Here is a 23,076-nt window from a genome sequence, read left to right as displayed (position 1 = left end):
TGTCTCTACTCTACAGTTATTTTTGGATTTAAGTTAGTAAGGCCCGCCCACTTGTTCGCTGTAGGCCTATCTATAACCTGAAAAGATGTTACTCTTTCAGTTAGTGCTATTACCATATTGAACATACCGTCACCGTGACCACCTGCTTCTATTCCCATCGCTAATGTATATTCCCCGGGACATAGATTATTATAAAACTTAAAATATACTCTATTTATATTAGAAGTACTTGGCATATTTATTTTTTGGCAGAAAGTATTAGTTTCATATATTACTTGCCCTAATCGATCCTGAATTCTGAAGCCAATATGTGGTGAGTCAAATTCATGAAGTCCTTGTAGTTCAATTTCAAAACAACACTCTGTTTCATTTTCTATGCAACTAACAACATTCGCACTTTCGCTCTTTAAGCTTATTTTTTTTATAAATTTTTTTATCCCTATATATTTTTGTCCTATCTCGGTTTCAGTACTTGCAATAGCCTTATTCTTATTTAAATAGCCATAATATAGCTCAACTGCATCTACTGTACGCCCAATAAACTGACATTCGCCATCGGCTAGTAAAATTGCCTTATCACATATTGTATGAAGAGCTGAAAAATCATGTGTTACGAATAATATGCTGGTTCCTTCCCTTTTGAATTTTTCAATTCTTTCTATACATTTTTGCTGAAAATACACATCACCGACAGACATGGCCTCATCTACGATAAGTAACGCTGGCCTAACGATAGTTGCAACACTGAATGCAAGTCTAACCTGCATCCCACTCGAATACACCCTGACAGGTTGGTCAATATAACTCCCAATTTCAGCAAAAGATTCAATTTCCGGCATCAAATATGTTAATTCTTCAATTGTTAATCCTAACAATTGCCCTGCCATATAAACATTTTGTCTTCCAGTGAACTCAGGATGGAACCCCATACCTAATTCCAACATAGCCGCAACTCGCCCAATAACAGAAACTGTCCCTACAGTTGGTTGAGTTGTGCCCGTAATCATTTTAAGTAGAGTACTCTTCCCCGCACCGTTTACACCGATAATTCCCACGGCTTCACCCGGATCAACGGTGAAATTTACATTTTTTAATATCCACTTTAAATTGTGCCTTTTTTTGCCATTTGGATATATCCATTCAATAAGGCGTCCCCAACGACTTGGATATTGCTTATAAGCTTTACCAAGCTTCTCAACATATACACTATGCATTAAAGTTCATCCACCATTTCACCAGAATGTTTACGGAATAGATGCATGCCGAACAAGCATAATATACATCCTGACAATGCAGCAGGAAATAAAGAACCCCAATCAGGCCATTCACCTTTAACTAGTATCGTTTGGCAGGATTTTACAACACCAGCCAGAGGATTAAATATCAAATAACGTCTAATATTTTCTGGTAGTATCTCGCCTGAATATACTATTGGGGTTAACCAAAACCAAAATTGCATAATCATTCCAAAAAAATGGCCTACATCTCTGAAAAATACATTTAGTATACCAACAGTAATACCTAATCCTATGGAGAATAGGATTAATATACTGAGAACGGGAATAAGCCCAATATAAACAATACCTGGAAAATTCCCACTAACGATGAGAAACAGTGTGAATAATCCAAAAACGATAATGAAATTTAAGAGAGCATTGCAAACGATCGTCACTGGCAAACAGAGACGGGGGAAACTGATTTTTTTTAATAAATTTGCATTATCTAAAAAAACATTCTGCCCCCTAGTTACAATTTCTGAAAATAGACCCCATGTTAAAATACCTGCGCAGAGATAAATACTGTATGCAAAACTGCTATCAACACCTGGCAATTTAGCTTTCATCACTTGTGAAAAAATAACTGTATATACCACTATCATTGATAGTGGATTCAGTACGTTCCATGTAGCACCTAATAAAGAATTTCTATACTTTGCTTGGAATTCACGTTTGACGCTACCAAGTACAAATCCTCTATATGCCCAAAGAATTCTGACCATTGATGATGACATATATTACTCCTTTATCATCATTTCAATTTTTGCGATGCAGCTAGAAACCAAGTCTAAATCATTCCGTGTTTCTATATTCAATCGTAATAGGGATTCAGTATTTGATGTTCTTATATTAAATCTCCAATTAAGCATTTCCATACTAACGCCATCAATTTCATTTAAATTAATATTTTCATTTATATAAAAATTCTTTATTTTTCTAATTATATCTTCCGAGTTCCCTATTTTATAATTAATCTCACCGCTGCATGGGAATTGATTAACTCTTATTTCTACTAATTGAGCTAAACTCTTAAACTCAGTGGAGAGAAGCTCAATAACCAATAACCAAGGAATCATACCACTATCACAATAAGCGAACTCTCGGAAATAATGATGAGCACTCATTTCTCCACCATATATTGCATCTTCTTTGCGCATTCTTTCCTTTATAAAAGCATGCCCCGTTTTTGACATAACAGGAATGCCGCCTGCTTTCTCAACGATATCTATCGTATTCCAGGTCAAGCGAGGATCATGAATAATCTTCGCTCCTGGTTCTTTTTTCAAGAAAGCTTCAGCTAATAGACCAACGATATAATATCCTTCAATAAACTGTGCATTTTCATCAAATAAGAAGCAGCGGTCAAAATCGCCGTCAAATGCTATGCCCATGTCAGCACCGGCCTCAGAAATGGCTTTTGCCGTATCCGCCCGACATTCAGGCAGCAAAGGATTAGGAATACCATTGGGGAAATTGCCATCAGGCTGATGGTGAATTTTTACAAATTCGATAGGGAGTCGTGCCGCAATAAAGCGTTTTTCTATTTCATCAATAATATGCCCGGCTGCGCCATTACCGGAGTTTATTACTAATTTTAAAGGCCGGGTAAAGTTTTTAAAATCGATATAGCCCATCAAATGATCGACGTACTCATTAAGAACCGAGACCTTTTTATAGCGCCCTCTTTTGCTCGCTTCGGGTGCAGCGAAGTTATTTTCTTCAGCAAGCTTTTGGATATCACGCAGCCCCGTATCGCCACTAATCGGTTTAGCATCTTCACGTACCAGTTTCATACCATTATAATTCATTGGATTATGGCTAGCAGTGACTTCTATTCCACCGTCGATACGTAAATGAAATGTAGCAAAATAGATTTCTTCTGTTCCACTCAAACCAATATCTAATACGTCACTGCCCGCATCCATCAGCCCTTCGGCTAACGCCATTTTCAATGGCTCACTGGTTAAGCGCACATCACCACCGACGACAATTGTTTTTGGTTTTAAATATTCGCCAAAAGCGCGACCAATACGGTAAGCGATATCTTCATTCAGTTCTGAGCCTAATTGCCCACGGATATCATAAGCTTTAAAACAAGTTAAGGTATTCATTGTTTCCTCTTAATCAGCAACGGCCATAATGGTCTTTGACTCGAATAATATCGTCATCGCCCAGATAAGAACCTGACTGGACTTCAATAAGCTCAAGTGGAATTTTACCTGGATTTTCCAACATATGGAGCGAACCAATAGGGATAAATGTCGATTGATTTTCAGTAATTAAAAATGTTTTGTCGCCAATCGTCACTTTTGCCGTGCCTGATAATACAATCCAATGCTCTGCCCGGTGATGATGCATCTGCATAGAGAATGCACCGCCGGGTTTAACTGTAATCCGGTTCACATTAAAACGTTGTTCATTAACCACGATATCGCAACGACCCCAAGGACGATAAGTCTCACGGTGACGGCGGTATTCACTGCGTTTTGTTTGTTTCAAGTACTCAACAATTTTTTTAACATCTTGCACTTTAGATTTATCTACTACCAATACAGCATCTTTAGTACTGACAATAACTAAATTATCAACCCCTACGGCTGCCACTAATTTTTCATCCGTATTAATATAGCAATTCTGTGTATCATGTAGGAAGGTATCACCTGTAATAGCATTACCTGATTTATCTTTATTACTAACGTCCCAAAGTGCAGACCAAGAACCTACATCACTCCAACCTGCATCTAATGCTACAACTACCGCATTATTAGTTTGTTCCATTACTGCATAATCGATCGACTCATCGGGACAAGCACTGAATCGGTCTTTATCAATGGTGATAAAATCTTTATCTGAATCGGAGTCCTTCATTGCCGCTTTGCAGGCATCAAGAATATCTGGTCTGAATTTCTCTAATTCCTGAATATACCGTTTGGCACGAAACATAAACATGCCACTATTCCAATAATACTCACCAGAGCTGATATATTGCTCAGCAGTTTCTAAATTAGGCTTCTCAACAAACCTTTTAACATCAAAAGCTTCCGAAGCATCTTTGACTGTCGACTCTCCGCGCTGGATATAGCCATAACCTGTTTCAGGGCCGGTAGGTACAATACCGAAAGTCACCAAACAGTCTTTTTTAGCGAAGGGAATAGCATTAATAATGGCTTGATGGAATGCTTCACAGTTATTGATGATATGGTCGGCGGCCAATACTAACATTATAGGATCATCGCCTTGAGATATGGCATTTAGTGCGGCTAGAGCAATGGCGGGAGCGGTGTTACGGCCAATAGGTTCTAATATTATATTATGTGAAAGTTTATTAATTTGTCGTAACTGTTCTGCAACCAGGAAGCGGTGTTCTTCGTTGCAAATGACAACCGGTTCTCTGACAGAAATTCCCTCTAGACGATTTACAGTCTCCTGCAACATCGAGTTTACCCCGTGCAAGCGTAAAAATTGCTTTGGATAGAGCTCTCTCGACATTGGCCACAGGCGACTGCCCGTTCCACCTGCCATAATCACGGGAAGTAACATCATATATCCTTAATCACCATAAAGTTTTGTACTAAAAAAGTACCACCGCTTCAAATGAGAATAAAAACAATTACATTTGAAATAATAATCAATTGAATTATTGGTTTTAACAACGCTACCGCCCTTGGCTTTACAGCTACCAATAGCTATTTGGTCATATTTACAGCGTTATTTTAGTCTGTCCTAAGTTAAAGATGCGTGACTCTACTGAGCAAATTATACCCAAATAGTCATTTTCTTTTATTATCCATTATAACGCATTAACTTAAACTAGGAAATATCTGTTAGTCTTGAGTACCACTTAGAAAGTCACATGCACTATTGTAGACCAACTTCAATCGGTTACATATCAATTATCTGCTACTATTTAGCACGATTTTTATTTTCACTATCATCCAATTATTATATTTAGATTTGAAAATTTCAAACGATGAGGCCATCATCCACATTAGCGGCATAAGCCGTAGAAATAAAAGGTGAAATGGGATATATGGAATGGATCGCAGATCCTACTATTTGGGCAGGACTGGCAACGCTGGTTGTGCTAGAAATTGTATTGGGCATTGATAACCTGATATTTATTGCCATTTTGGCAGAAAAACTTCCTCGCCATCAACGAGATAAAGCCCGAGTTACCGGTTTGTTGTGCGCGTTATTGATGCGCCTTGTTCTATTAGCCTGTATTTCGTGGCTGGCAACATTGACAGCCCCACTGATTACGCTATCCGGGCACCCTTTCAGTGCGCGTGACTTAATTATGCTGGTTGGTGGGATATTCCTGCTGTTCAAAGCCACTATGGAGCTTAATGAACGGTTGGAAGGTAAAGACCACCTGCAAGGTCAACAGCGCAAAGGTGCTCGTTTTTGGCCGGTGGTCGCACAGATAGTCGTGTTGGACGCCATCTTCTCGCTGGATTCGGTCATTACCGCCGTCGGTATGGTAGATCATCTGGCTGTAATGATGGCTGCTGTCTGTATTGCCATTGGTCTGATGTTGCTGGCGAGTAAACCATTGACGCGCTTTGTGAATGCGCATCCAACCATCGTCATTCTCTGTCTTAGTTTCTTACTGATGATCGGCTTCAGCTTAGTGGCGGAGGGCTTTGGCTACCATATTCCGAAAGGTTATCTGTACGCTGCTATCGGTTTCTCGGTGATTATTGAATCACTGAATCAGTTTGCACAATTCAACCGCCGCCGCTTCTTGTCGACCGTCCGCCCATTACGGGAGAGAACAGCAGAAGCAGTGCTGCGAATGCTCAGTGGCAAACATGAAGAAGCAGAATTGGATAACCATACAGCCAATTTAATTGCAGATAATACCAGTGTGGGCCGGGAAGTGTTCAATGAGCAGGAACGGCGGATGATTGAGCGGGTATTGGGGCTGGCGCAACGGACGGTCAGCAGCATCATGACTTCTCGCCATGATGTAGAGTATCTCGATTTGAATGATCCACCCGAGAAACTGACTCAGTTACTGACGAAAAATCTGCATACCCGAATTGTGGTCACTGAAGACAGTTCAACTGATGAACCTCTGGGTGTCATTCACGTCATTGATTTATTGAAGCAGCAATTAGCGAACGAAAAACTCGATTTACGCGCATTAATCCACCAACCACTGATTTTTCCAGAACAAGTTTCATTGCTGATGGCGTTGGAGCAATTCCGTCAGGCGCAAACCCATTTTGCCTTTGTCGTGGATGAATTTGGCTCTATTGAAGGGGTCGTTACATTGACTGATGTTATGGAGACTATCGCGGGCAACTTGCCTGTCGCCGGGGAAGAGCTGGATGCTCGCCATGATATTCAGCAAACTGATGATGGCTGCTGGGTAGCGAATGGCTATATGCCGCTGGAAGATTTAGTGCTCTATCTGCCGCTGCCGATTGATGATAAACGTGAATATCATACGTTAGCGGGATTATTGATGGAGTATACCCAACGAATTCCGCAGGTAGGTGAGCAACTAAAGATTGGTGATTATCTGTTTGAACCGCTGGAAGTCAGCAGTCATCGTATCTTGAAGGTGAAAATTACGCCGTTGAAAGTGCCTGACCCTGATTATGAAGTATAATTGACGGTTGAAATGAAAAGTAAAAGCCGGGTAGCCTACGCCGCCCGGCTTTTTACGGCTGCATAGCGCGATTATAAGTGTACTGGCACCAAAATTTCAGTTGCGACCACCACCACCACCAGCCCAACTAAAACCGGTACTGAGGTACGTTTTACCACTTCAAAAGGTGAAATTTTCGCCATCCCAGCCACCGCAACCACCACGCCTGAAACTGGGGATAAAGTACGTCCCAGATTCGACGCTTGTAGCATCGGGATAACCAGGTAAGCTGGATTTATCCCCATCTGCACCGCCAGTTTCGGGATCAATTCAACAAACGCATAGAACGGTGCGTTACCTGAACCTGTGGTCATGGCCGCCAGCATGGTAATGGTGACCAGTACCAGCATCATCACGATGCCTCCGGTACCAAAGGATTGAGCCAAACCAATCAGACCGCTGATGAAACCAACGGTACTCAAGCCTTGAGCGAATACCCCAGCAGCAACCAGCAGCATAACCACGGTAGCAAAGGCATCAGCCATTCCTCGGTAGGCGACTTCAAGACCAGCAAATACCGTTTTGGCACTGAAACTGCGCACAAATTCAATCAGCGCGGCAATGAGCATACAAATCACCAATACCGTGATGATATGCAGTTCTGGCCCCCATTTCCCATCGAATATCAGCACACCTATAATTGGTGTGAATGGTAGAATCGCATAGAAGCTTGGCGCATTGGTCGTGATCTCATTCACGTCCATCATTTCATGCTTTTCCTGACTTTTATTATCCAGATAACGCTGCCAGAAGAAGTGCGCGATAGCCATGCAAATGATAGCCGCAATAGAGATAGGTAAGGTGGTTTTAAAGGCAAAATCTACTAATGGCATTTCGGAGGCTTTCGCTGCCAGCACCACATCACCTGAAGTCGGTGCCAAAATAATTGCTGCCGGAGACGCACAGATTGCAGCAGCCGCACCACGGCTGATACCCACGTTAACCATCACTGGGAACAGGGTCGCCATCAACAATACGCCCAATCCGGTCGCCGACGATACCGCTAAAGACATCAAACAGGCCACAATATAAGCGGCAACCATCAATAAATAAGGTGAGTTAATCATTTGCAGTGGTTTAGAGGCTATCTTCACGACCACATCATTGGCACCGATGTGCGTCATATAAGCCGCAAAACCGCATAGCATCATGATCATCATGCCGAGGTCACCACCCCGGCTCATCAGCAGGATTTTGACGTACTCAACGATATCGGTAGCACGCCAGCCTGTTGAGGTGGCGCTGGCCGGTAATACACTTTTGCCCATTAAGGCACTGATCATTAAAAGCAGTAAACCACCGACCATCAGCACACCCGTCGCCGAATAGCCTTTAATGATGTAACGGCCTACCCCTACAGCCACGACAACACCAATTAATAGATCTAACATATACCCTCTCTGAACTCGCCTGTTGCTGTGTGTTGCTAAGTGTTGCCTCAGCATTATTATAGTTAAAATGCATTAATCGCTCTGCACTCTGCCCAAAGTCGATTGGCAAGTTTATGACATTTATCAATGATTCATAGGGATTTAAGAAACAAAAACCAGATTGTGAGCAGAGAGAAGATTTCTATCTTTACAATGACTAACTTCCAGAACAACCAAGTAACAAAAACGCAACGGCAAAACGACACCATCGCCTCCGGAAATAAAAAAAACGCAATACCAGAGGCGATGTTATATCTACAACTTATCAATCAGCTTTTTTAAGTCCTTGCTACTGCGACTTTGCTGATTACGCTCAGCCCAGTCACTGAGTGCTTTTTTCGCGCGTTGTTGCAGTTCGTTACGCAGCAACTGGTCAACATCCAGTTGATAGCTTAGTTTGGTCCACGGGCCGTAGATTCGCAGCGGAATATCGGTATTTTGCAGTATTTTCACCAAGCTATCCTGCCCACTCCAACCCTGAATCACCCGCACGGCAAGGCTCATATCACACAATTGCTTTGGCAAATCAAGTGTCCCGTTCCCCGTGATAGCAATCAGAGCTGAATCCGCACTCAGGTTGCTAATTTTCATCGCACCACGATTGAGCGCCAGGTCAGCTTGTAACTGTTTAACCTCGGTATAGCGTTCGTAACGATCCTGGCCTTTGACATCACTGGAGCTACGAGTGACCGCCTGCTGGATAAGTTGTTGAATATTAAGCCCTTGCAACTGCGCATTGCTCATGCTGAATTGGGCATCCCCTTTCCAACGATGGTTAAATGCCTCGACGCTCACCCCCTCACCTGACAAAGAGGCATTCATCGAAAATTTGCCGGTCATCACCTGAGGCAAGCCTGCCGCCAACAACACCGGAGCCAGTTCCATATGATTTATCACGGGTTTCAGCATCGCCCGCACCTTCTTGCCAGTGACATCCAACGTGCCCGGCAGGGAGAAATCCCCCTCAAGCGCACTGCCCGTCAAGCGGCTTATCTGCATATCACCTTGTTGGTTTGATACTTGCAGATACAGTTGGCTGACGTTAATCCCACGGTAAACTAGCTTATTCGCCGTCAGTGAAACCTGTGCCGTGAAATCGCGTAACACCTGTAAATCCTGCCCGACATCATCCTCAGCAGCAGTAGCAATAACGGGGGCTGTTATCGCTGGCTGTTTTGCTGTTTCTTTGCTCGCCGAAGCATTTTTGGGTTCCCAGCCGAAAATAGTATCCAGATTCAGATTATCGGCAGCCAGATTGACGATGTAATCCGGCACCTTACCCAAAGTGGCTTTTGCGCTACCGGTCAGTTGATTATTATTGGCGGTAAAACTTAGTTGGTTGAGTAATAACTGTTGGACATCACTTTGGTAACTGGCTTGCAACGCCCCTTCACCGCTAACCCCACCAACAGGAATACCAGCCCCTTCCATTTTATAGGTAAACTGGCTGATATTAGCGCTGAACTGCTGGGGGTAATGCCGCATATCCGCATCGATAACCAGTGAGAAGGCAATATCACGTTGGTTGCGGTTTACGCGGCTGGCGAGGGTAACATGGACTTGGCGCTGGGCGTCTTGCTTAAGCTCAAGATTGATGTCGCGAACATTTACTTGGTCGTTATCAGACCGCTGCCAAATCAACAGGCTATCAGCAATCTGAACCTTATTGATATCAAGCTTCCAGGCTTTATGTGCATTAATAGGAGCACTGCCTGACGGGGCGACAGGGGCATCGGGTTGCTGCTGGGCTTCACTATCTGGCGTTAAGCGGATGACCGCGCCTTTCAGCATGACCTGTTTAACATCAAGCTGATGCGATAACAGCGGCCAAAGTTTGACATCCAGGCGCATATTTTCCGCACTGATCACCGGTGAATTTGCACCGGGTGCCGTCAATGCGGTGCGGCCCGCGATAATGCTAAGTTGTGGCCAAACGTGCCAGCGGAGGTCACCCTCCAACTGCAAATGGTAACCACTTTTCTTTTCAACCTGTTTCACCATATAGGCGCGAAAGTCATTAGGATTTACCAGCAGTACTAATGCGCTCATACCTGCTACCAATACCACCAGCAGGATAACTAACGTCGTCAGTAATCGTCTCATGACATCCTCTTGTCTAAACAGGCGAAAAGTCTAAACAGGCTAGAATTCTCAGCGAGAAAAATGGCTAATCTTTATCAATACGACTGGCTACAGCGCCTTGTTGACCACGATACTTGGCGTCCTGACGGCTATTATAAGGGCGGGCTGCCGGGCCAGAGAGCGGTTCGAAGCTGAGTGCACCAATCAGCATTCCAGGGCGCAGTGCCAACGGTAACTTACCTGAATTATAGAACTCCAGCACAATCCTGCCTTGCCAGCCCGGATCTATTCGGTGGGCAGTAACATGTACCATTAGCCCAAGACGAGCTAATGAGGAGCGGCCATCAAGCCAGCCGACCAAATCATCGGGGATGGTTACCGACTCCAGTGTCACAGCCAACGCCAATTCACCCGGATGCAGGAAGAACGCCTCCCCTTCTGGCAAATTGATCTCCTCGCTCATCACCCGTTCCAGCGCGGCGCTAACTTCATCTTTCGGGCCACTTAAATCGATAAATGCTGCCGTGTGACCATTGAAAACGCGGAATTGATTGCCTAAGCGAACATCGACCGTGGCACCATTGATACGTTCTACCGGTGGGCGAGGATCAATACCTAATTTCCCGCAGTCCAGCCAGGCTTCTATGTCACGATCGCACAGTCTCATTACAAAATCCCCATCAAAATTCGTATGTTACAGCTTAGATACTACGAAAGCTGCCATATAAAGAAGCAAAGGTCCAGAATAACGTCACTCAAAGAACTGACTGATTTTCGCTTTTAGAATATCGATCGCAATCCGGTTCTTTCCGCCGCGTGGAACGATAATATCTGCATATTGTTTGGATGGTTCTATAAATTGCAGGAACATCGGACGTACCGTTTTCTGGTATTGGGCCATCACTGAATCCATTGAACGGCCACGCTCATTCACGTCGCGCTTCATACGGCGCATCAGGCAGATATCCAAAGGCGTATCGACAAAGATGGAGAAGTTCATCTCCTGGCGCAGGCGAATATCCGTCAATAACAGAATCCCCTCCAGAATAATCACCTTTTTCGGTTCTAAATGTACTGTTTCTTTCTTACGGGTATGCTCGGTATAGCTGTAAAGCGGCAGCTCAATGGACTTACCCGTCTTCAACGATCGCAGGTGTTCCAGCAATAAGTTGTGGTCCATCGCACTCGGGTGGTCATAGTTGGTTTTGACCCGCTCTTCCATCGACAAATGGCTCTGGTCTTTGTAATAACCATCCTCAGGAATGACGCCAATATGTTGGTCGCCTACCTGGTCGCGCAATTCACGATATAACGTGCTGGCGATAAGACTTTTCCCGGAGGCAGAAGCGCCGGCTATCCCGATAATGACGCACTGGTGTGCTTTGTCAGTCATAAAATTAAAGACCTGATTACGAAGTGTGGAGGGAGACAAAGCACGCAAGGTGCTTCGAGCGCGGCAATTATAAGGAGTTAGCGGGTTTGATGCCAGCGCTATACCCTGCGTACTAGAAATTACAGTGAGTCATAACCCCTGCGTCTTTCAAGGCGCAGGGGTTATGGCGCTTACACTGCGCGGAATGAAATTTCCGTCGGGATAGCTTCACCTTGCCAGTACATTTCTGCCGCCACATTCGCCGCCAGTTGGCGATAAATATCAGCAAATTCGCTGTCTGGTTGGCTGATAACCGTGGGTTCGCCGCGATCAAGGTCTTCGCGCAGTGAAATATGCAGTGGGATTTGCCCTAACAACTTGCAATTATATTTTTGTGCCAGTTTTTCAGCTCCGCCAGTACCGAAAATAGGCTCAAGATGACCGCAGTTGCTGCATATATGCATACTCATATTTTCAACGATACCCAACACCGGCACATGCACCTTCTCGAACATCACAATACCTTTCATGGCATCAATCAACGCGATGTCCTGTGGCGTGGTCACCACCAGCGCGCCTGTGACCGGAATGTTTTGCGACAACGTCAGTTGGATATCACCGGTGCCCGGTGGCATATCGATGACCAGATAATCCAAATCTGGCCATAAGGTATCTTGCAACATCTGCATCAATGCCTTACTGGCCATCGGGCCGCGCCATACCATAGCATTCTCATCGGTGACCAAATAACCAATGGAGTTGGTGGCCATACCGTGGGCCATAATCGGTGCCATATGCTTGCCATCTGGCGAGGTTGGGCGCTGATTCATGGTACCCAGCATGTTTGGAATGGATGGGCCGTAGATATCTGCATCCAGAATACCCACTTTAACGCCCTCTTCTGCCAGTGCCAGCGCCAGATTCACGGCGATACTGGATTTCCCCACCCCGCCCTTACCGGAGCTAACCGCCAGAATATTGCGCACCCCTTTAACACCGGGCTGGTCGTTGGCTCGCTTCAAGGTAGTGATATTATGAGAAAGCTTCCAATCAATGGATTTGGCACCGGTCACAGCCAGCAGTTCTCCGCTGACCGACTCCTTCAATGCATCAAAACCAAATCGCCAGGCAAAAGGCATCACCAGTTCGATATGCAGCACATTATCCAATAACGCACAGTGATGGATAGCGTGCAGCGCACTCAGGCTCTTTTGCAAGGTTGGGTGTTTAAAGGCAGTAAGAACCTTTGAAATTTGTGATTGCAGCAGGTCAGGGGTGGTCTGCTCGGGGGATTTTTGGCTCATCCCGGCTCCTTGAATTTATCGTTGTTAACCTATACCAGTGTACCAGAACTCGATAACACCTGTGTGGCCCGAATCGCGAGAAAATAGCATCACGCCACATTCCCGGTATGGTTAATAACCAAATATGCCAAAGCGTCGTCAAAATGGGCCGGTTATGGCTTAAGACAACGTACAGATTGCCTTACCCTAGCGACAAGCCAGTATATCGGTTAACATCAAAGCCCCTTTAATCGACATAAAGAAAGCAATTTCCCACTATGGCTCAAGTCGCGAAAAAAATATTGGTGACGTGCGCGCTACCATACGCTAACGGTTCTATTCATCTCGGCCACATGCTCGAGCATATCCAGGCGGATATCTGGGTTCGTTTCCAGCGAATGCGCGGCAACCAGGTTCATTTTATCTGTGCAGATGATGCCCACGGCACCCCAATTATGCTGAAAGCTCAGCAAATGGGTATCGAACCGGAGCAGATGATTGCCGAAATGAGCCAGGAGCACCAACAGGATTTCGCCGGTTTCGCTATCAGTTATGATAACTATCACTCGACCCACAGTGATGAAAACCGTGAATTATCGAGCCTGATCTATAGCCGTTTGAAAGCGAACGGTCATATTAAGAATCGCACCATTTCTCAGCTCTATGATCCTGAGAAGGGCATGTTCTTGCCCGACCGTTTTGTTAAAGGCACCTGCCCGAAATGTAAAGCGCCGGATCAATATGGTGATAACTGTGAAGTCTGTGGCGCAACCTACAGCCCAACTGAACTTATCAACCCTCAATCCGCGGTTTCCGGTGCCACACCGGTCATGCGTGAATCTGAGCATTTCTTCTTCGACTTACCTGCTTTCAGCGATATGTTGCAAGCCTGGACACGCTCCGGCGCACTGCAAGAACAGGTCGCGAACAAAATGCAGGAATGGTTTGAATCTGGCCTGCAACAATGGGATATCACCCGAGATGCGCCTTACTTCGGTTTTGAAGTGCCCGATGCACCGGGTAAATATTTCTACGTCTGGCTGGATGCGCCCATCGGCTACATGGGTTCATTTAAAAATCTGTGTGATAAGCGCGGTGATATCGATTTTGATGAGTTCTGGCGTGAAGATTCTAAAACCGACCTGTATCATTTCATCGGTAAAGACATTGTTTACTTCCACAGCTTGTTCTGGCCGGCGATGCTGGAAGGCAGTAACTTCCGTAAACCGACCAACGTCTTCGTTCATGGTTATGTGACGGTAAACGGCGCAAAAATGTCAAAATCCCGTGGCACCTTTATAAAAGCGGGCACATACCTGCAACATCTGGATGCCGATTGCCTGCGTTATTACTACGCCGCGAAGCTCTCTTCACGGATTGATGACATCGACCTAAACCTGGAGGATTTCGTCCAGCGCGTTAATGCCGATATCGTTAATAAAGTGGTTAATCTGGCCTCACGCAATGCCGGTTTTATCAATAAACGCTTCGGCGGAAAATTAGCTGACCAGTTGGCTGACCCGGCGCTGTATAAGACCTTCACCGATGCGGCAGTTAGTATTGCTGATGCTTATACCAGCCGTGAATCTAGCAAAGCGATTCGTGAAATTATGGCGCTGGCCGATGTGGCTAACCGCTATGTTGATGAACAGGCTCCGTGGGTGGTGGCGAAAGAGGAAGGCCGTGACGCCGATCTGCAAGCTATTTGTTCAATGGGTATCAACCTGTTCCGGGTACTGATGACATACCTAAAACCGGTGCTCCCTTCCCTGACTGAACGCACTGAGGCTTTCCTCAATACTGAATTGACGTGGGATGGCATTGAACAGCCCCTGTTAGGCCATCAGATCAATGCCTTCAAAGCGCTGTTTAACCGCATTGATGTGGATAAGGTGAACGAAATGGTTGCGTCTTCTAAAGAAGATATGGCGGCAACAGTCGCGGTAACTGGCCCATTAGCCGATGACCCAATTCAGGAAACCATCAGTTTCGATGACTTTGCCAAAGTAGATATGCGCATCGCGCTAATTCAACAGGCAGAGTTGGTGGAAGGTTCGGATAAATTGTTGAAACTGACGCTGGATATTGGTGGCGAAACCCGCCAGGTATTCTCCGGCATCCGTTCGGCTTATCCTAATCCGAAAGTGCTGGAAGGCCGCCTGACAATGATGGTCGCGAACCTGGCACCACGCAAAATGCGCTTCGGTATCTCAGAGGGTATGGTGATGGCTGCCGGGCCTGGCGGCAGTGATATCTTCCTACTCAGCCCAGATAGCGGCGCACAACCCGGGATGCAGGTTAAATAATTTTCAGGCAAATATCCTCTGGAAGTTAGGAGGTAAAAGCCGGTCAAGTTACCCTTGACCGGCTTTTTTATTAATGAATAGCGTTACCCTTCCGTGACTCGCAGTGGCCGCCGCCCTCGTTGCCATGCCTCTAACCAAAACAGCATATTAAGAAACAGACTTAATGAGAAAATCAGGAATAAAATATTATCCAGCAGTGATATCTTGATGAGTGCCTCAATAATAATATTCTCATGATGTTTTAACTCCACTAAACCTGAAGAGAAAAACAAAAAAACACCCACAGCCCCTAATGTATTCAGTGCTACAACCGGCCAATGCCATTTAGCCAGTAAGAAAAATATCCACGATAACGCCATCAGCAAAATAATCGCATCATCTAATTCAAACAGGAGGAAAAAACTTATATATAACAGACAGAAACAAACCAATGTTAATCCAAAGGGATACTCTCCTGTTAACTCTCTTTTTTGCTGTTTTTGATATTGATACTCGGGTGGCCGGGCTGAATAAATGTTGATAAATAGTAGATAAAGACAAAATGCGCCAACCAAAGGTAAGGTTAATTTATTTGCTGGGAGGTAATTGATTAGCGGGAAAAGATGGCAAATCAATAAATAAGAACTTAATCCTTGTGCGGCTAATCGTTGCGAACAAGGCAGCAGTAAGACCAGTGACAAAATCGCTGGAAAGGACTGCAAGAACATGAGCAGTAGTTCATCAAATAAATCCGGCAATAACACCGCCAGTAAAATAATAATTATTATTAACGCTAACAAATAACGGACAAATAGAAACAAGAATTCGCTGCGTGATACATAAAAAGAAGTCGTATTGTCGCGTAAGTTGTTGAAATTCAGTTGTGCTATTCGAGCGCTATCCGTACCAAGTTTACATAGACTGCTAATCTTACCCATAGTGACTTTAATCCTTTAAGCATCATTAATACCTTATTTAACAAACTGTAAACTTATAGCACTCGCCTATCTCTTTTATTTATCGCTACAGCCCCAGTTATTTAGAATATCAGCACTCGCGTCGTAGTGAAATAACATATTAATAATGACCATGATCATCAAAAAAAATTCAAATGAAAGTAAATAATAAAATAAACCATAATAAATGAATGGCTATTACGGCTATCGATACAGGCTCTCCCCCTCATTCTGCTTGTTGTTTACGCATTCCAAACTAAAAGATATAACGCGATCCAAAAATTCATAACAAAGTTAATTCCTTATCAAAATAGTTATGGTTATGATGCTACACAGGGAAATAGACGTCTAGACGCAAAGATAGCCATAACAATGACAGCACTGTACATATTGCACAACTTATCAACACCATGACGGAGTTCCGGATGAAAAAAATTGCTTCCCCATTACTGGCCCTAAACCTGCTGATGGCACTGCCAGCATTCGCTGCAGACATCGCCACGGTAGCCCCTATTCCTGATGCCATTGCCAGGCATCCAGGGCAAATTAAAATTGCGGTGATCCGTAATTTAGGTTCTGACGATAACACCACTCAATTCCTGTCTGGTGTATTGAAAGAAGGCAAAAAACTGGGTTTCAAAGTCGATACTTTCTTGAGCAACGGTGATGACGCACGTTTTCAAGATTTTGTTAATCAGGCTATCAGCCAGAAATACGATGGGATTATTCTTTCCCAGGGCCGTGCCCCCTACTCAACTGAGCTGGTAAAACGCATTGCGGCGAACGGCATTGCCGTATCTGTATTTGATACCGCCATTCAAGGGGATATCCCCGGTCTGACTGTCACCCAACAAGATGATGCCTCACTGACCAATGAATCCTTCGGTCAATTGGTCAAAGACTTCAACGGTAAAGCGAATATTATCAAACTCTGGGTAGCCGGATTCCCACCAATGGAACGTCGCCAGGCCGCTTATCAGGCACTGCTGAAACAAAATCCAGGCATTACTGAACTGGAATCTATCGGGGCTGTTTCATCCGATGTTCAGGGGGATACCGCCAACAAAGTGGGTGCCATATTGGCGAAATACCCGAAAGGCAAAATCGATGCAATTTGGGGAAGCTGGGATGCCTTTACTCAAGGCGCTTATAAAGCCTTACAAGAGAATGGCCGTACCGAAATCAAATTGTACAGTATTGATATCTCGAATCAGGATTTGCAACTGATGCGTGAAGCAAATAGCCCGTGGAAAGTTAGTGTTGCAGTTGATCCTAAGCTGATTGGTGCCGTTAACTTACGCCTGGTTGCCAAGAAAATTGCCGGTGAAGAGACCCCTGCCAGTTATGAATTCCGTGCTGCCGCTATTCCACAAGCGTTGCTGGCGAGCCAACCCGGCCCGATTAACGTTACAGGTTTGAGTAAGATTATTCCGGGCTGGGGCCAATCAGATGATTTCAACTCACCGTGGTTTGCCACTCTTGCCACCCAAAACGGCCAGTAACGCTAATCGCTTTGGAGGGAAATAGATGGCAACGCAAGGTTTTTTACCTACTCCCGAATACAGCCGCAATATGCGACTGATTGGTCACAGTGATCAGGGTGGAAAGCCCGATGGCGTGCAGGTGATGGTGCATCGTGGTTTTGCCTATGTCGGCCATATGGTGTCGCAGGGCGTTTCGATTATTGATGTACGAGACGCAAAAAACCCACGTCCGGCAGGTTTCATCGCCGCGCCACCCAATACGTGGAATGTGCACTTACAAACGCATGATGACCTGCTACTGGTGATTAATGCCCGTGACTTGTTTGCTGATGTCCGTTTTGCCGAAGAGAAAGTGTATTACACCCGCTCGGTGGCCCAAACGGTCAATACCCGGCAAGAAGGCCGTAGTTGGAGTGCCGGTTTACGTATTTTTGATATTTCGATACCGGACAAGCCCCGTGAGATAAGTTTCCTGCCACTTGATGGCATCGGTATCCACCGTATCTGGTATGTCGGTGGGCGCTGGGCCTATGTTTCTGCGCTGCTCGACGGCTACAGTGATTATATTTTTCTGACCATTGATTTGGCTGATCCGCAAAAACCACAGGTTGCCGGGCGTTATGCTTTAGCCGGTATGCATACCGCTGCGGGCGAGCAAGCAAGCTGGCCTGAAGGTCAGCGCTATGCATTACACCATGCTATTGTCAGTGGTGATACAGCTTACGGCAGTTGGCGTGATGGTGGCCTGACACTATTAGATGTCAGCGACCGCACTGAGCCAAAACTGATCAGTCATCGTAACTGGAACCCCCCTTTTGGTGGCGGGACTCACACCGCGCTTCCTCTGCCAGATCGCGACTTACTGGTGGTGCTGGATGAAGCAGTGCTGGATAACCAAGAGGATGGCGAGAAACATATTTGGCTATTTGATATTCGTGAGCCGAGCAATCCGGTGAGTATCTCAACCTTCCCCGTGCCTGACGAGCGAGATTATGTAAAAAAAGGCGCACATTTTGGCCCGCATAATCTGCATGAAAACCGGCCGGGCAGTTTTATCAGTTCATCGCTGATTTTTGCCACTTATCAGAATGCGGGGGTTCGGGCCTATGATATCAGCAACCCGTATCAGCCGAAGGAAACGGGCGCTCTGGTGCCTGCGGCACCGGAAAAAATGATGGATAAACGACCAGGTCGCCCACAAGTTATTCAGTCATGTGATGTGTTTGTTGATGCTCAAGGGATTATCTACAGCACCGATTATAATGGCGGGCTATCTATCATCGAATATTTAGGTTAATCATCCCGTTCTCCTTAAAGCCGCAAGGGGGTTAGCTGGCGGCCTGACTGCAACGCCAATGACTTTGGGCAAGTCTATTAATGGCGGGTCGATTCTGGTCGATCTGCTATTTGCAAAAAAAATTTCCTCCCCCTCTCTCTTTCGCTCCTGCAATAGTCTACTGTAATTGGCTGAGCCGCGTCGAAATGCTGTGCGTGTCATTCCTTTTATTGGCAATAATCCGCATAGAAACAACTTATTACCCATAATTAAAAATAAGAAAATACCATGAAAGGATTTCCATCGCGTGTCACTAACCTGCTGATTGCCTCGCTGGTGTTGACCATTGGCCGAGCCGTAACGCTGCCGTTTATCACTATCTATTTGGCCGAGCACTTTCAGCTAGCGCCAGACAAGGTTGGGCTGGTGTTGGGGGCGAGTTTGACATTGGGTATTTTCACCAGTCTGTATGGCGGTTATCTGGTGGATAAATTCAATAAAAAGCAGTTGATTTTGCTGGCGATCACCCTGTTCTCTACCACCTTTCTTACCTTGCCGTGGGTTGAACATCCGGCGTGGATTATCCTGATTTTGGCATTATTACATTCGGCATACTCAGTCTATAGTATTGCCATTAAAGCCTGTTTTGCCGACTGGTTGCCGGTCAATGAGCGCATCAAAGCTTTTTCGGCCAACTACACGCTGGTCAATGTCGGCTGGGCGGTTGGCCCGGCGCTGGGGGTACTGGTGGTTGGTTTTGGCCCACAAATGCCGTTTATCATTTCAGGCATATTAGCGTTACTGGTTGCCGTCGTGCTGAAATTCAGAATAAGCCACATTGATATGTCGGTAACGGAACGTTCAGAAACTGAATCAGCTCCTGATTTCCGCCAAACATTGACTATCCTGCGTCAGGATAAACGGCTGATTTACTTCACTCTCGGCAGTATGCTCAGTGCCATCGTGTTCGGCCAGTTTTCTGGCTATTTATCACAATATCTGATTACGGTTTCTGATGCTAAATTTGCCTATCAGGTTATCGGCGCAGTGATGACGGTAAATGCAGTGATTGTCATTACCCTGCAATATCTATTGAGCCGCCGCATGAATCAACAGAACTTAATGCGCTGGCTGATGATGGGGACACTGTTCTTTATTATTGGTCTGATAGGGTTTATGGCAGCTCAGGATTCAATTCCGTTATGGATGTTAGCAATGGCAATTTTCTCATTGGGTGAAATTATTGTTATCCCAGTCGAGTATATGTTTATCGATTTTATTGCTCCGGCGAATCTCAAAGGCAGTTACTATGGGGTACAGAACCTCGGTCAGTTGGGCGGTGCACTGAATCCGGTGCTCTGCGGCCTCCTGTTAGCTTATGCGGCCCCTCAGATGATGTTCTACATGCTAATTATCGCGGCTATTTTAGGGCTGGCATTCTTTTATCGCGGTTATCGACTGGCCAAAGCGCAGGAAAGCCGGATCTAACGCCTCATGATTTATCGCCTAAATAAGTAGTCGCGATCGGAATGTCTCCATTGATATTATTCATGGCGTGATCAGTAGCACAGATTCAAACTTAATTGTATGATGAATATATTCCGTAACTCAGGACCCCATTCTATGCGCAATGTGCCTTCACTTTGCTGGCAGTACCTACGGGCTTTCGCCATCATTTATCTGTGCTTATGGGCCGGTAAAGCGCTGGCTCTACTGCTGCCTATCACTATCCCCGGTAGCATCCTTGGGATGTTGATTCTGTTTGCTCTGCTTGCCTCACAAATCTTGCCATCCAAGTGGGTAAAACCGGGCTGTCATATATTGATCCGCTATATGGCGTTGCTGTTTGTGCCAATAGGTGTGGGCGTGATGCAATATTATGATCAACTGACCACACAATTTGGCCCGATCGTGGTTTCCTGCTTTGTCAGTACCCTGATAGTAATGTTGGTGGTAGGTTACAGCTCGCATTATGTCCATCGTGAGCGCAAGGTGATGGGTTCTCCGACCCGTACGGAGGAGGACCAATGATCAGCAACTTATGGTGGTCACTGCCACTGACGTTAATTGTGTTCTTCAGTGCGCGTCGTTTAGCCCGCTGGCTGAAAATGCCGTTGCTCAATCCATTGCTTATATCAATGATTGTCATCATTCCATTGCTATTAGTGACGCATATGCCTTATGCCAACTATTTTGTGGGCAGCAAAATGCTTAATGATCTGCTGCAACCGGCCGTGGTGGCGTTGGCTTTCCCGCTGTATGAGCAGTTGCATCAGATTCGTGCGCGCTGGAAATCAATCATTAGCATCTGTTTTATCGGCAGTATCACCGCGATGGTTAGCGGCACTGCTGTGGCCCTGTGGATGGGTGCAACCCCTGAAATTGCCGCCTCAGTGCTGCCTAAGTCCGTCACCACACCGATTGCGATGGCGGTGGCCGAATCTATTCATGGCCTACCCGCCATCAGCGCAGTGTGCGTTATATTTGTTGGGATTTTGGGTGCAGTGTTTGGTCACAGCTTGCTGAATATATTGAAAATCACCACTAAAGCCTCACGCGGGCTGGCAATGGGGACTGCATCGCACGCCCTGGGTACCGCCCGTTGTGCCGAGCTGGATTTTCAGGAAGGTGCATTCAGCTCACTCGCGCTGGTTATCTGTGGGATTATCACCTCACTGCTAGCCCCGTTCTTGTTTCCGGTGCTGCTACATTTATTTGGATAATACCGTCATCACCTTTCAAACTGCGGATGTGTTGGCTGCGTTCTTTACTCGGCCCGTCCATGAGCCTCGCTCAGCGAGGCCGCTGCAAGCTGCATCCCTGCCTCTGGAAATCTAGTTAGGAATAGTAAGGATTAGGGTATAAATTTGAGATACATATCTCATTTGAGATTTTACTTGCATAGATTTCATATATAACGAGATATAGATCACACCAAGAAACCCCTAAGCTGCCTAAAATAGTTCCCCGTAACTATTGGAGAGAACCCTATGCAAACACGTTTTCATGGCGCTTGGGCAACGTTGTCCACCTCACTGCAATCAGCACTTAAACCTATCATGAACGCAAACGATTTCCCTGCCATGCTGACAGCAGAGCAAGTGAAAACGGTGAAAAGCAACAGTGGGTTGGATGATGATGAGCTGGCGTTTGCATTGTTACCACTGGCAGCGGCTTGTGCATTAACACCCGTATCTGATTTTAATGTCGGGGCTATTGCTCGCGGTATCAGCGGCAATCTCTATTTCGGTGCCAATATGGAGTTCATGGGTACGCCACTGCAACAAACCATCCACGCCGAACAATGTGCCGTCACCCATGCGTGGCTGAATAATGAGGCCAGTTTGGTCTCCATTACGGTCAACTATACGCCGTGTGGTCATTGCCGCCAGTTTATGAATGAGCTGAACAGCGGAAGCGGCCTGCATATCCATCTACCGGGCCGCCCTGCATTAACACTGGGGCAGTATTTGCCAGACGCTTTCGGCCCGAAAGATTTGGCTATCACCACCCTGCTGATGGACCCTATCGATCACGGCTATAAAATTGCTGAAACTGATGAACTGACTCAGGCAGCACTTGCTGGTGCAAACCACAGCCATGCGCCTTACAGCAACGCCCACAGTGGTGTGGCTTTGGAAACCGCCGACGGCATTATTTATACCGGCCGCTATGCGGAAAATGCCGCGTTTAACCCAAGCTTGCCACCGCTGCAAGCGGCGTTAATTATGGCGAATATGTCCGATAAGGATGGTAATTCTATCCACCGAGCGGTGCTGGTTGAAGGCAATAAACCGAAACTAACTCAGTGGGATGCCACCCGCGCAACACTGGCCGCATTGGGTTGTTCGGATATAGAACGCGTGACATTTTAAACAGATAGAACCGAACATGGGGTTACATCGTTAACCCCTTGGCAAAAAAACAACATTTTCTCACTATCAATGACCAAATATGCAAGTTAACTCGCACTTT

General features: G+C 45.7%; 18 protein-coding genes. 8 read left to right on the top strand and 10 right to left on the bottom strand.

All coding sequences use genetic code 11. The annotated features are described in order from the left end of the window. Window positions 1–5: 5 nt before the first annotated feature. From AT01_RS22515 to AT01_RS19545, 4 genes are read right to left on the bottom strand one after another with little or no spacing between them, the layout of a single operon-like run. A complete protein-coding gene (locus AT01_RS22515) occupies window positions 6–1,214 on the bottom strand; it encodes an ABC transporter ATP-binding protein (protein ID WP_042548336.1) in 1,209 nt (402 codons plus the stop codon). Beyond that, window positions 1,214–1,999: an ABC transporter permease gene (locus AT01_RS19555; RefSeq protein ID WP_167335179.1), complete on the bottom strand. Its 786-nt coding sequence runs from the start codon at window positions 1,997–1,999 to the stop codon at window positions 1,214–1,216. Before AT01_RS19555 ends, AT01_RS22515 begins: the two co-directional genes overlap by 1 nt. Window positions 2,000–2,014: 15 nt before the next feature. Next, complete coding sequence (locus tag AT01_RS19550) at window positions 2,015–3,388, bottom strand: phosphohexomutase domain-containing protein (RefSeq protein ID WP_042548334.1); 1,374 nt, start codon at window positions 3,386–3,388, stop codon at window positions 2,015–2,017. Window positions 3,389–3,401: 13 nt separating this feature from the next. Then, entirely contained in the window at window positions 3,402–4,817 is a 1,416-nt protein-coding gene (locus AT01_RS19545) for a mannose-1-phosphate guanylyltransferase/mannose-6-phosphate isomerase (RefSeq protein WP_042548333.1), read from the bottom strand. 490 nt (window positions 4,818–5,307) lie between these two features. Between AT01_RS19545 and AT01_RS19540 the strand changes: the two genes are divergently transcribed. Beyond that, window positions 5,308–6,894, top strand: a complete 1,587-nt coding sequence (locus tag AT01_RS19540) for a TerC family protein (RefSeq protein ID WP_042548332.1) — start codon at window positions 5,308–5,310, stop codon at window positions 6,892–6,894. Window positions 6,895–6,965: 71 nt separating this feature from the next. On the opposite strand, the gene dcuC is transcribed toward AT01_RS19540, so the two are convergent. The 5 genes from dcuC to apbC all read right to left on the bottom strand — a co-directional run bounded on the left by dcuC (window position 6,966) and on the right by apbC (window position 13,121). Further along, window positions 6,966–8,324 carry an anaerobic C4-dicarboxylate transporter DcuC gene (gene dcuC / locus AT01_RS19535; RefSeq protein ID WP_042548331.1) on the bottom strand — a complete coding sequence of 453 codons (1,359 nt, stop codon included), beginning with the start codon at window positions 8,322–8,324 and terminating at the stop codon, window positions 6,966–6,968. Between the two features lie 294 nt (window positions 8,325–8,618). Further along, window positions 8,619–10,466 (bottom strand): outer membrane assembly protein AsmA, encoded by a 1,848-nt coding sequence (gene asmA, locus AT01_RS19530; protein WP_042548330.1) that lies wholly within the window; start codon window positions 10,464–10,466, stop codon window positions 8,619–8,621. Between the two features lie 64 nt (window positions 10,467–10,530). Beyond that, window positions 10,531–11,112 (bottom strand): dCTP deaminase, encoded by a 582-nt coding sequence (gene dcd, locus AT01_RS19525; protein WP_004699403.1) that lies wholly within the window; start codon window positions 11,110–11,112, stop codon window positions 10,531–10,533. Between the two features lie 84 nt (window positions 11,113–11,196). Next, window positions 11,197–11,838, bottom strand: a complete 642-nt coding sequence (gene udk, locus AT01_RS19520; protein WP_004699404.1) for a uridine kinase — start codon at window positions 11,836–11,838, stop codon at window positions 11,197–11,199. Between the two features lie 170 nt (window positions 11,839–12,008). Beyond that, entirely contained in the window at window positions 12,009–13,121 is a 1,113-nt protein-coding gene (gene apbC / locus AT01_RS19515; RefSeq protein ID WP_042548329.1) for an iron-sulfur cluster carrier protein ApbC, read from the bottom strand. Between the two features lie 257 nt (window positions 13,122–13,378). Here apbC and metG point away from each other — a divergent pair, with 257 nt between their 5' ends. Continuing rightward, window positions 13,379–15,406: a methionine--tRNA ligase gene (gene metG, locus AT01_RS19510; protein ID WP_042548328.1), complete on the top strand. Its 2,028-nt coding sequence runs from the start codon at window positions 13,379–13,381 to the stop codon at window positions 15,404–15,406. A gap of 83 nt (window positions 15,407–15,489) precedes the next feature. On the opposite strand, the gene AT01_RS19505 is transcribed toward metG, so the two are convergent. Next, complete coding sequence (locus AT01_RS19505; protein WP_082039661.1) at window positions 15,490–16,323, bottom strand: hypothetical protein; 834 nt, start codon at window positions 16,321–16,323, stop codon at window positions 15,490–15,492. Window positions 16,324–16,766: 443 nt separating this feature from the next. Between AT01_RS19505 and AT01_RS19500 the strand changes: the two genes are divergently transcribed. The 6 genes from AT01_RS19500 to cdd all read left to right on the top strand — a co-directional run bounded on the left by AT01_RS19500 (window position 16,767) and on the right by cdd (window position 22,976). Further along, entirely contained in the window at window positions 16,767–17,843 is a 1,077-nt protein-coding gene (locus AT01_RS19500; RefSeq protein ID WP_042548327.1) for a sugar ABC transporter substrate-binding protein, read from the top strand. Window positions 17,844–17,868: 25 nt separating this feature from the next. Beyond that, the gene (locus AT01_RS19495; RefSeq protein WP_042548326.1) at window positions 17,869–19,122 is read left to right on the top strand and encodes an LVIVD repeat-containing protein; all 1,254 of its coding nucleotides are present in this window, start codon (window positions 17,869–17,871) and stop codon (window positions 19,120–19,122) included. Window positions 19,123–19,389: 267 nt separating this feature from the next. After that, window positions 19,390–20,589: an MFS transporter gene (locus AT01_RS19490; protein ID WP_042548325.1), complete on the top strand. Its 1,200-nt coding sequence runs from the start codon at window positions 19,390–19,392 to the stop codon at window positions 20,587–20,589. Window positions 20,590–20,724: 135 nt separating this feature from the next. Continuing rightward, the gene (locus tag AT01_RS19485) at window positions 20,725–21,132 is read left to right on the top strand and encodes a CidA/LrgA family protein (RefSeq protein ID WP_042548324.1); all 408 of its coding nucleotides are present in this window, start codon (window positions 20,725–20,727) and stop codon (window positions 21,130–21,132) included. Further along, window positions 21,129–21,824, top strand: a complete 696-nt coding sequence (locus AT01_RS19480; protein ID WP_042548323.1) for a CidB/LrgB family autolysis modulator — start codon at window positions 21,129–21,131, stop codon at window positions 21,822–21,824. Before AT01_RS19485 ends, AT01_RS19480 begins: the two co-directional genes overlap by 4 nt. Before the next feature lie 267 nt (window positions 21,825–22,091). Beyond that, window positions 22,092–22,976, top strand: a complete 885-nt coding sequence (gene cdd / locus AT01_RS19475; RefSeq protein WP_042548322.1) for a cytidine deaminase — start codon at window positions 22,092–22,094, stop codon at window positions 22,974–22,976. The last annotated feature ends 100 nt before the right edge of the window (window positions 22,977–23,076 follow it).

Origin of the sequence: Yersinia aldovae 670-83 (assembly GCF_000834395.1) — a bacterium.
Classification (GTDB): domain Bacteria; phylum Pseudomonadota; class Gammaproteobacteria; order Enterobacterales; family Enterobacteriaceae; genus Yersinia; species Yersinia aldovae.
Note: the sequence above shows the minus strand (reverse complement) of the source record. Positions and strands in the feature narration are given on the sequence as shown.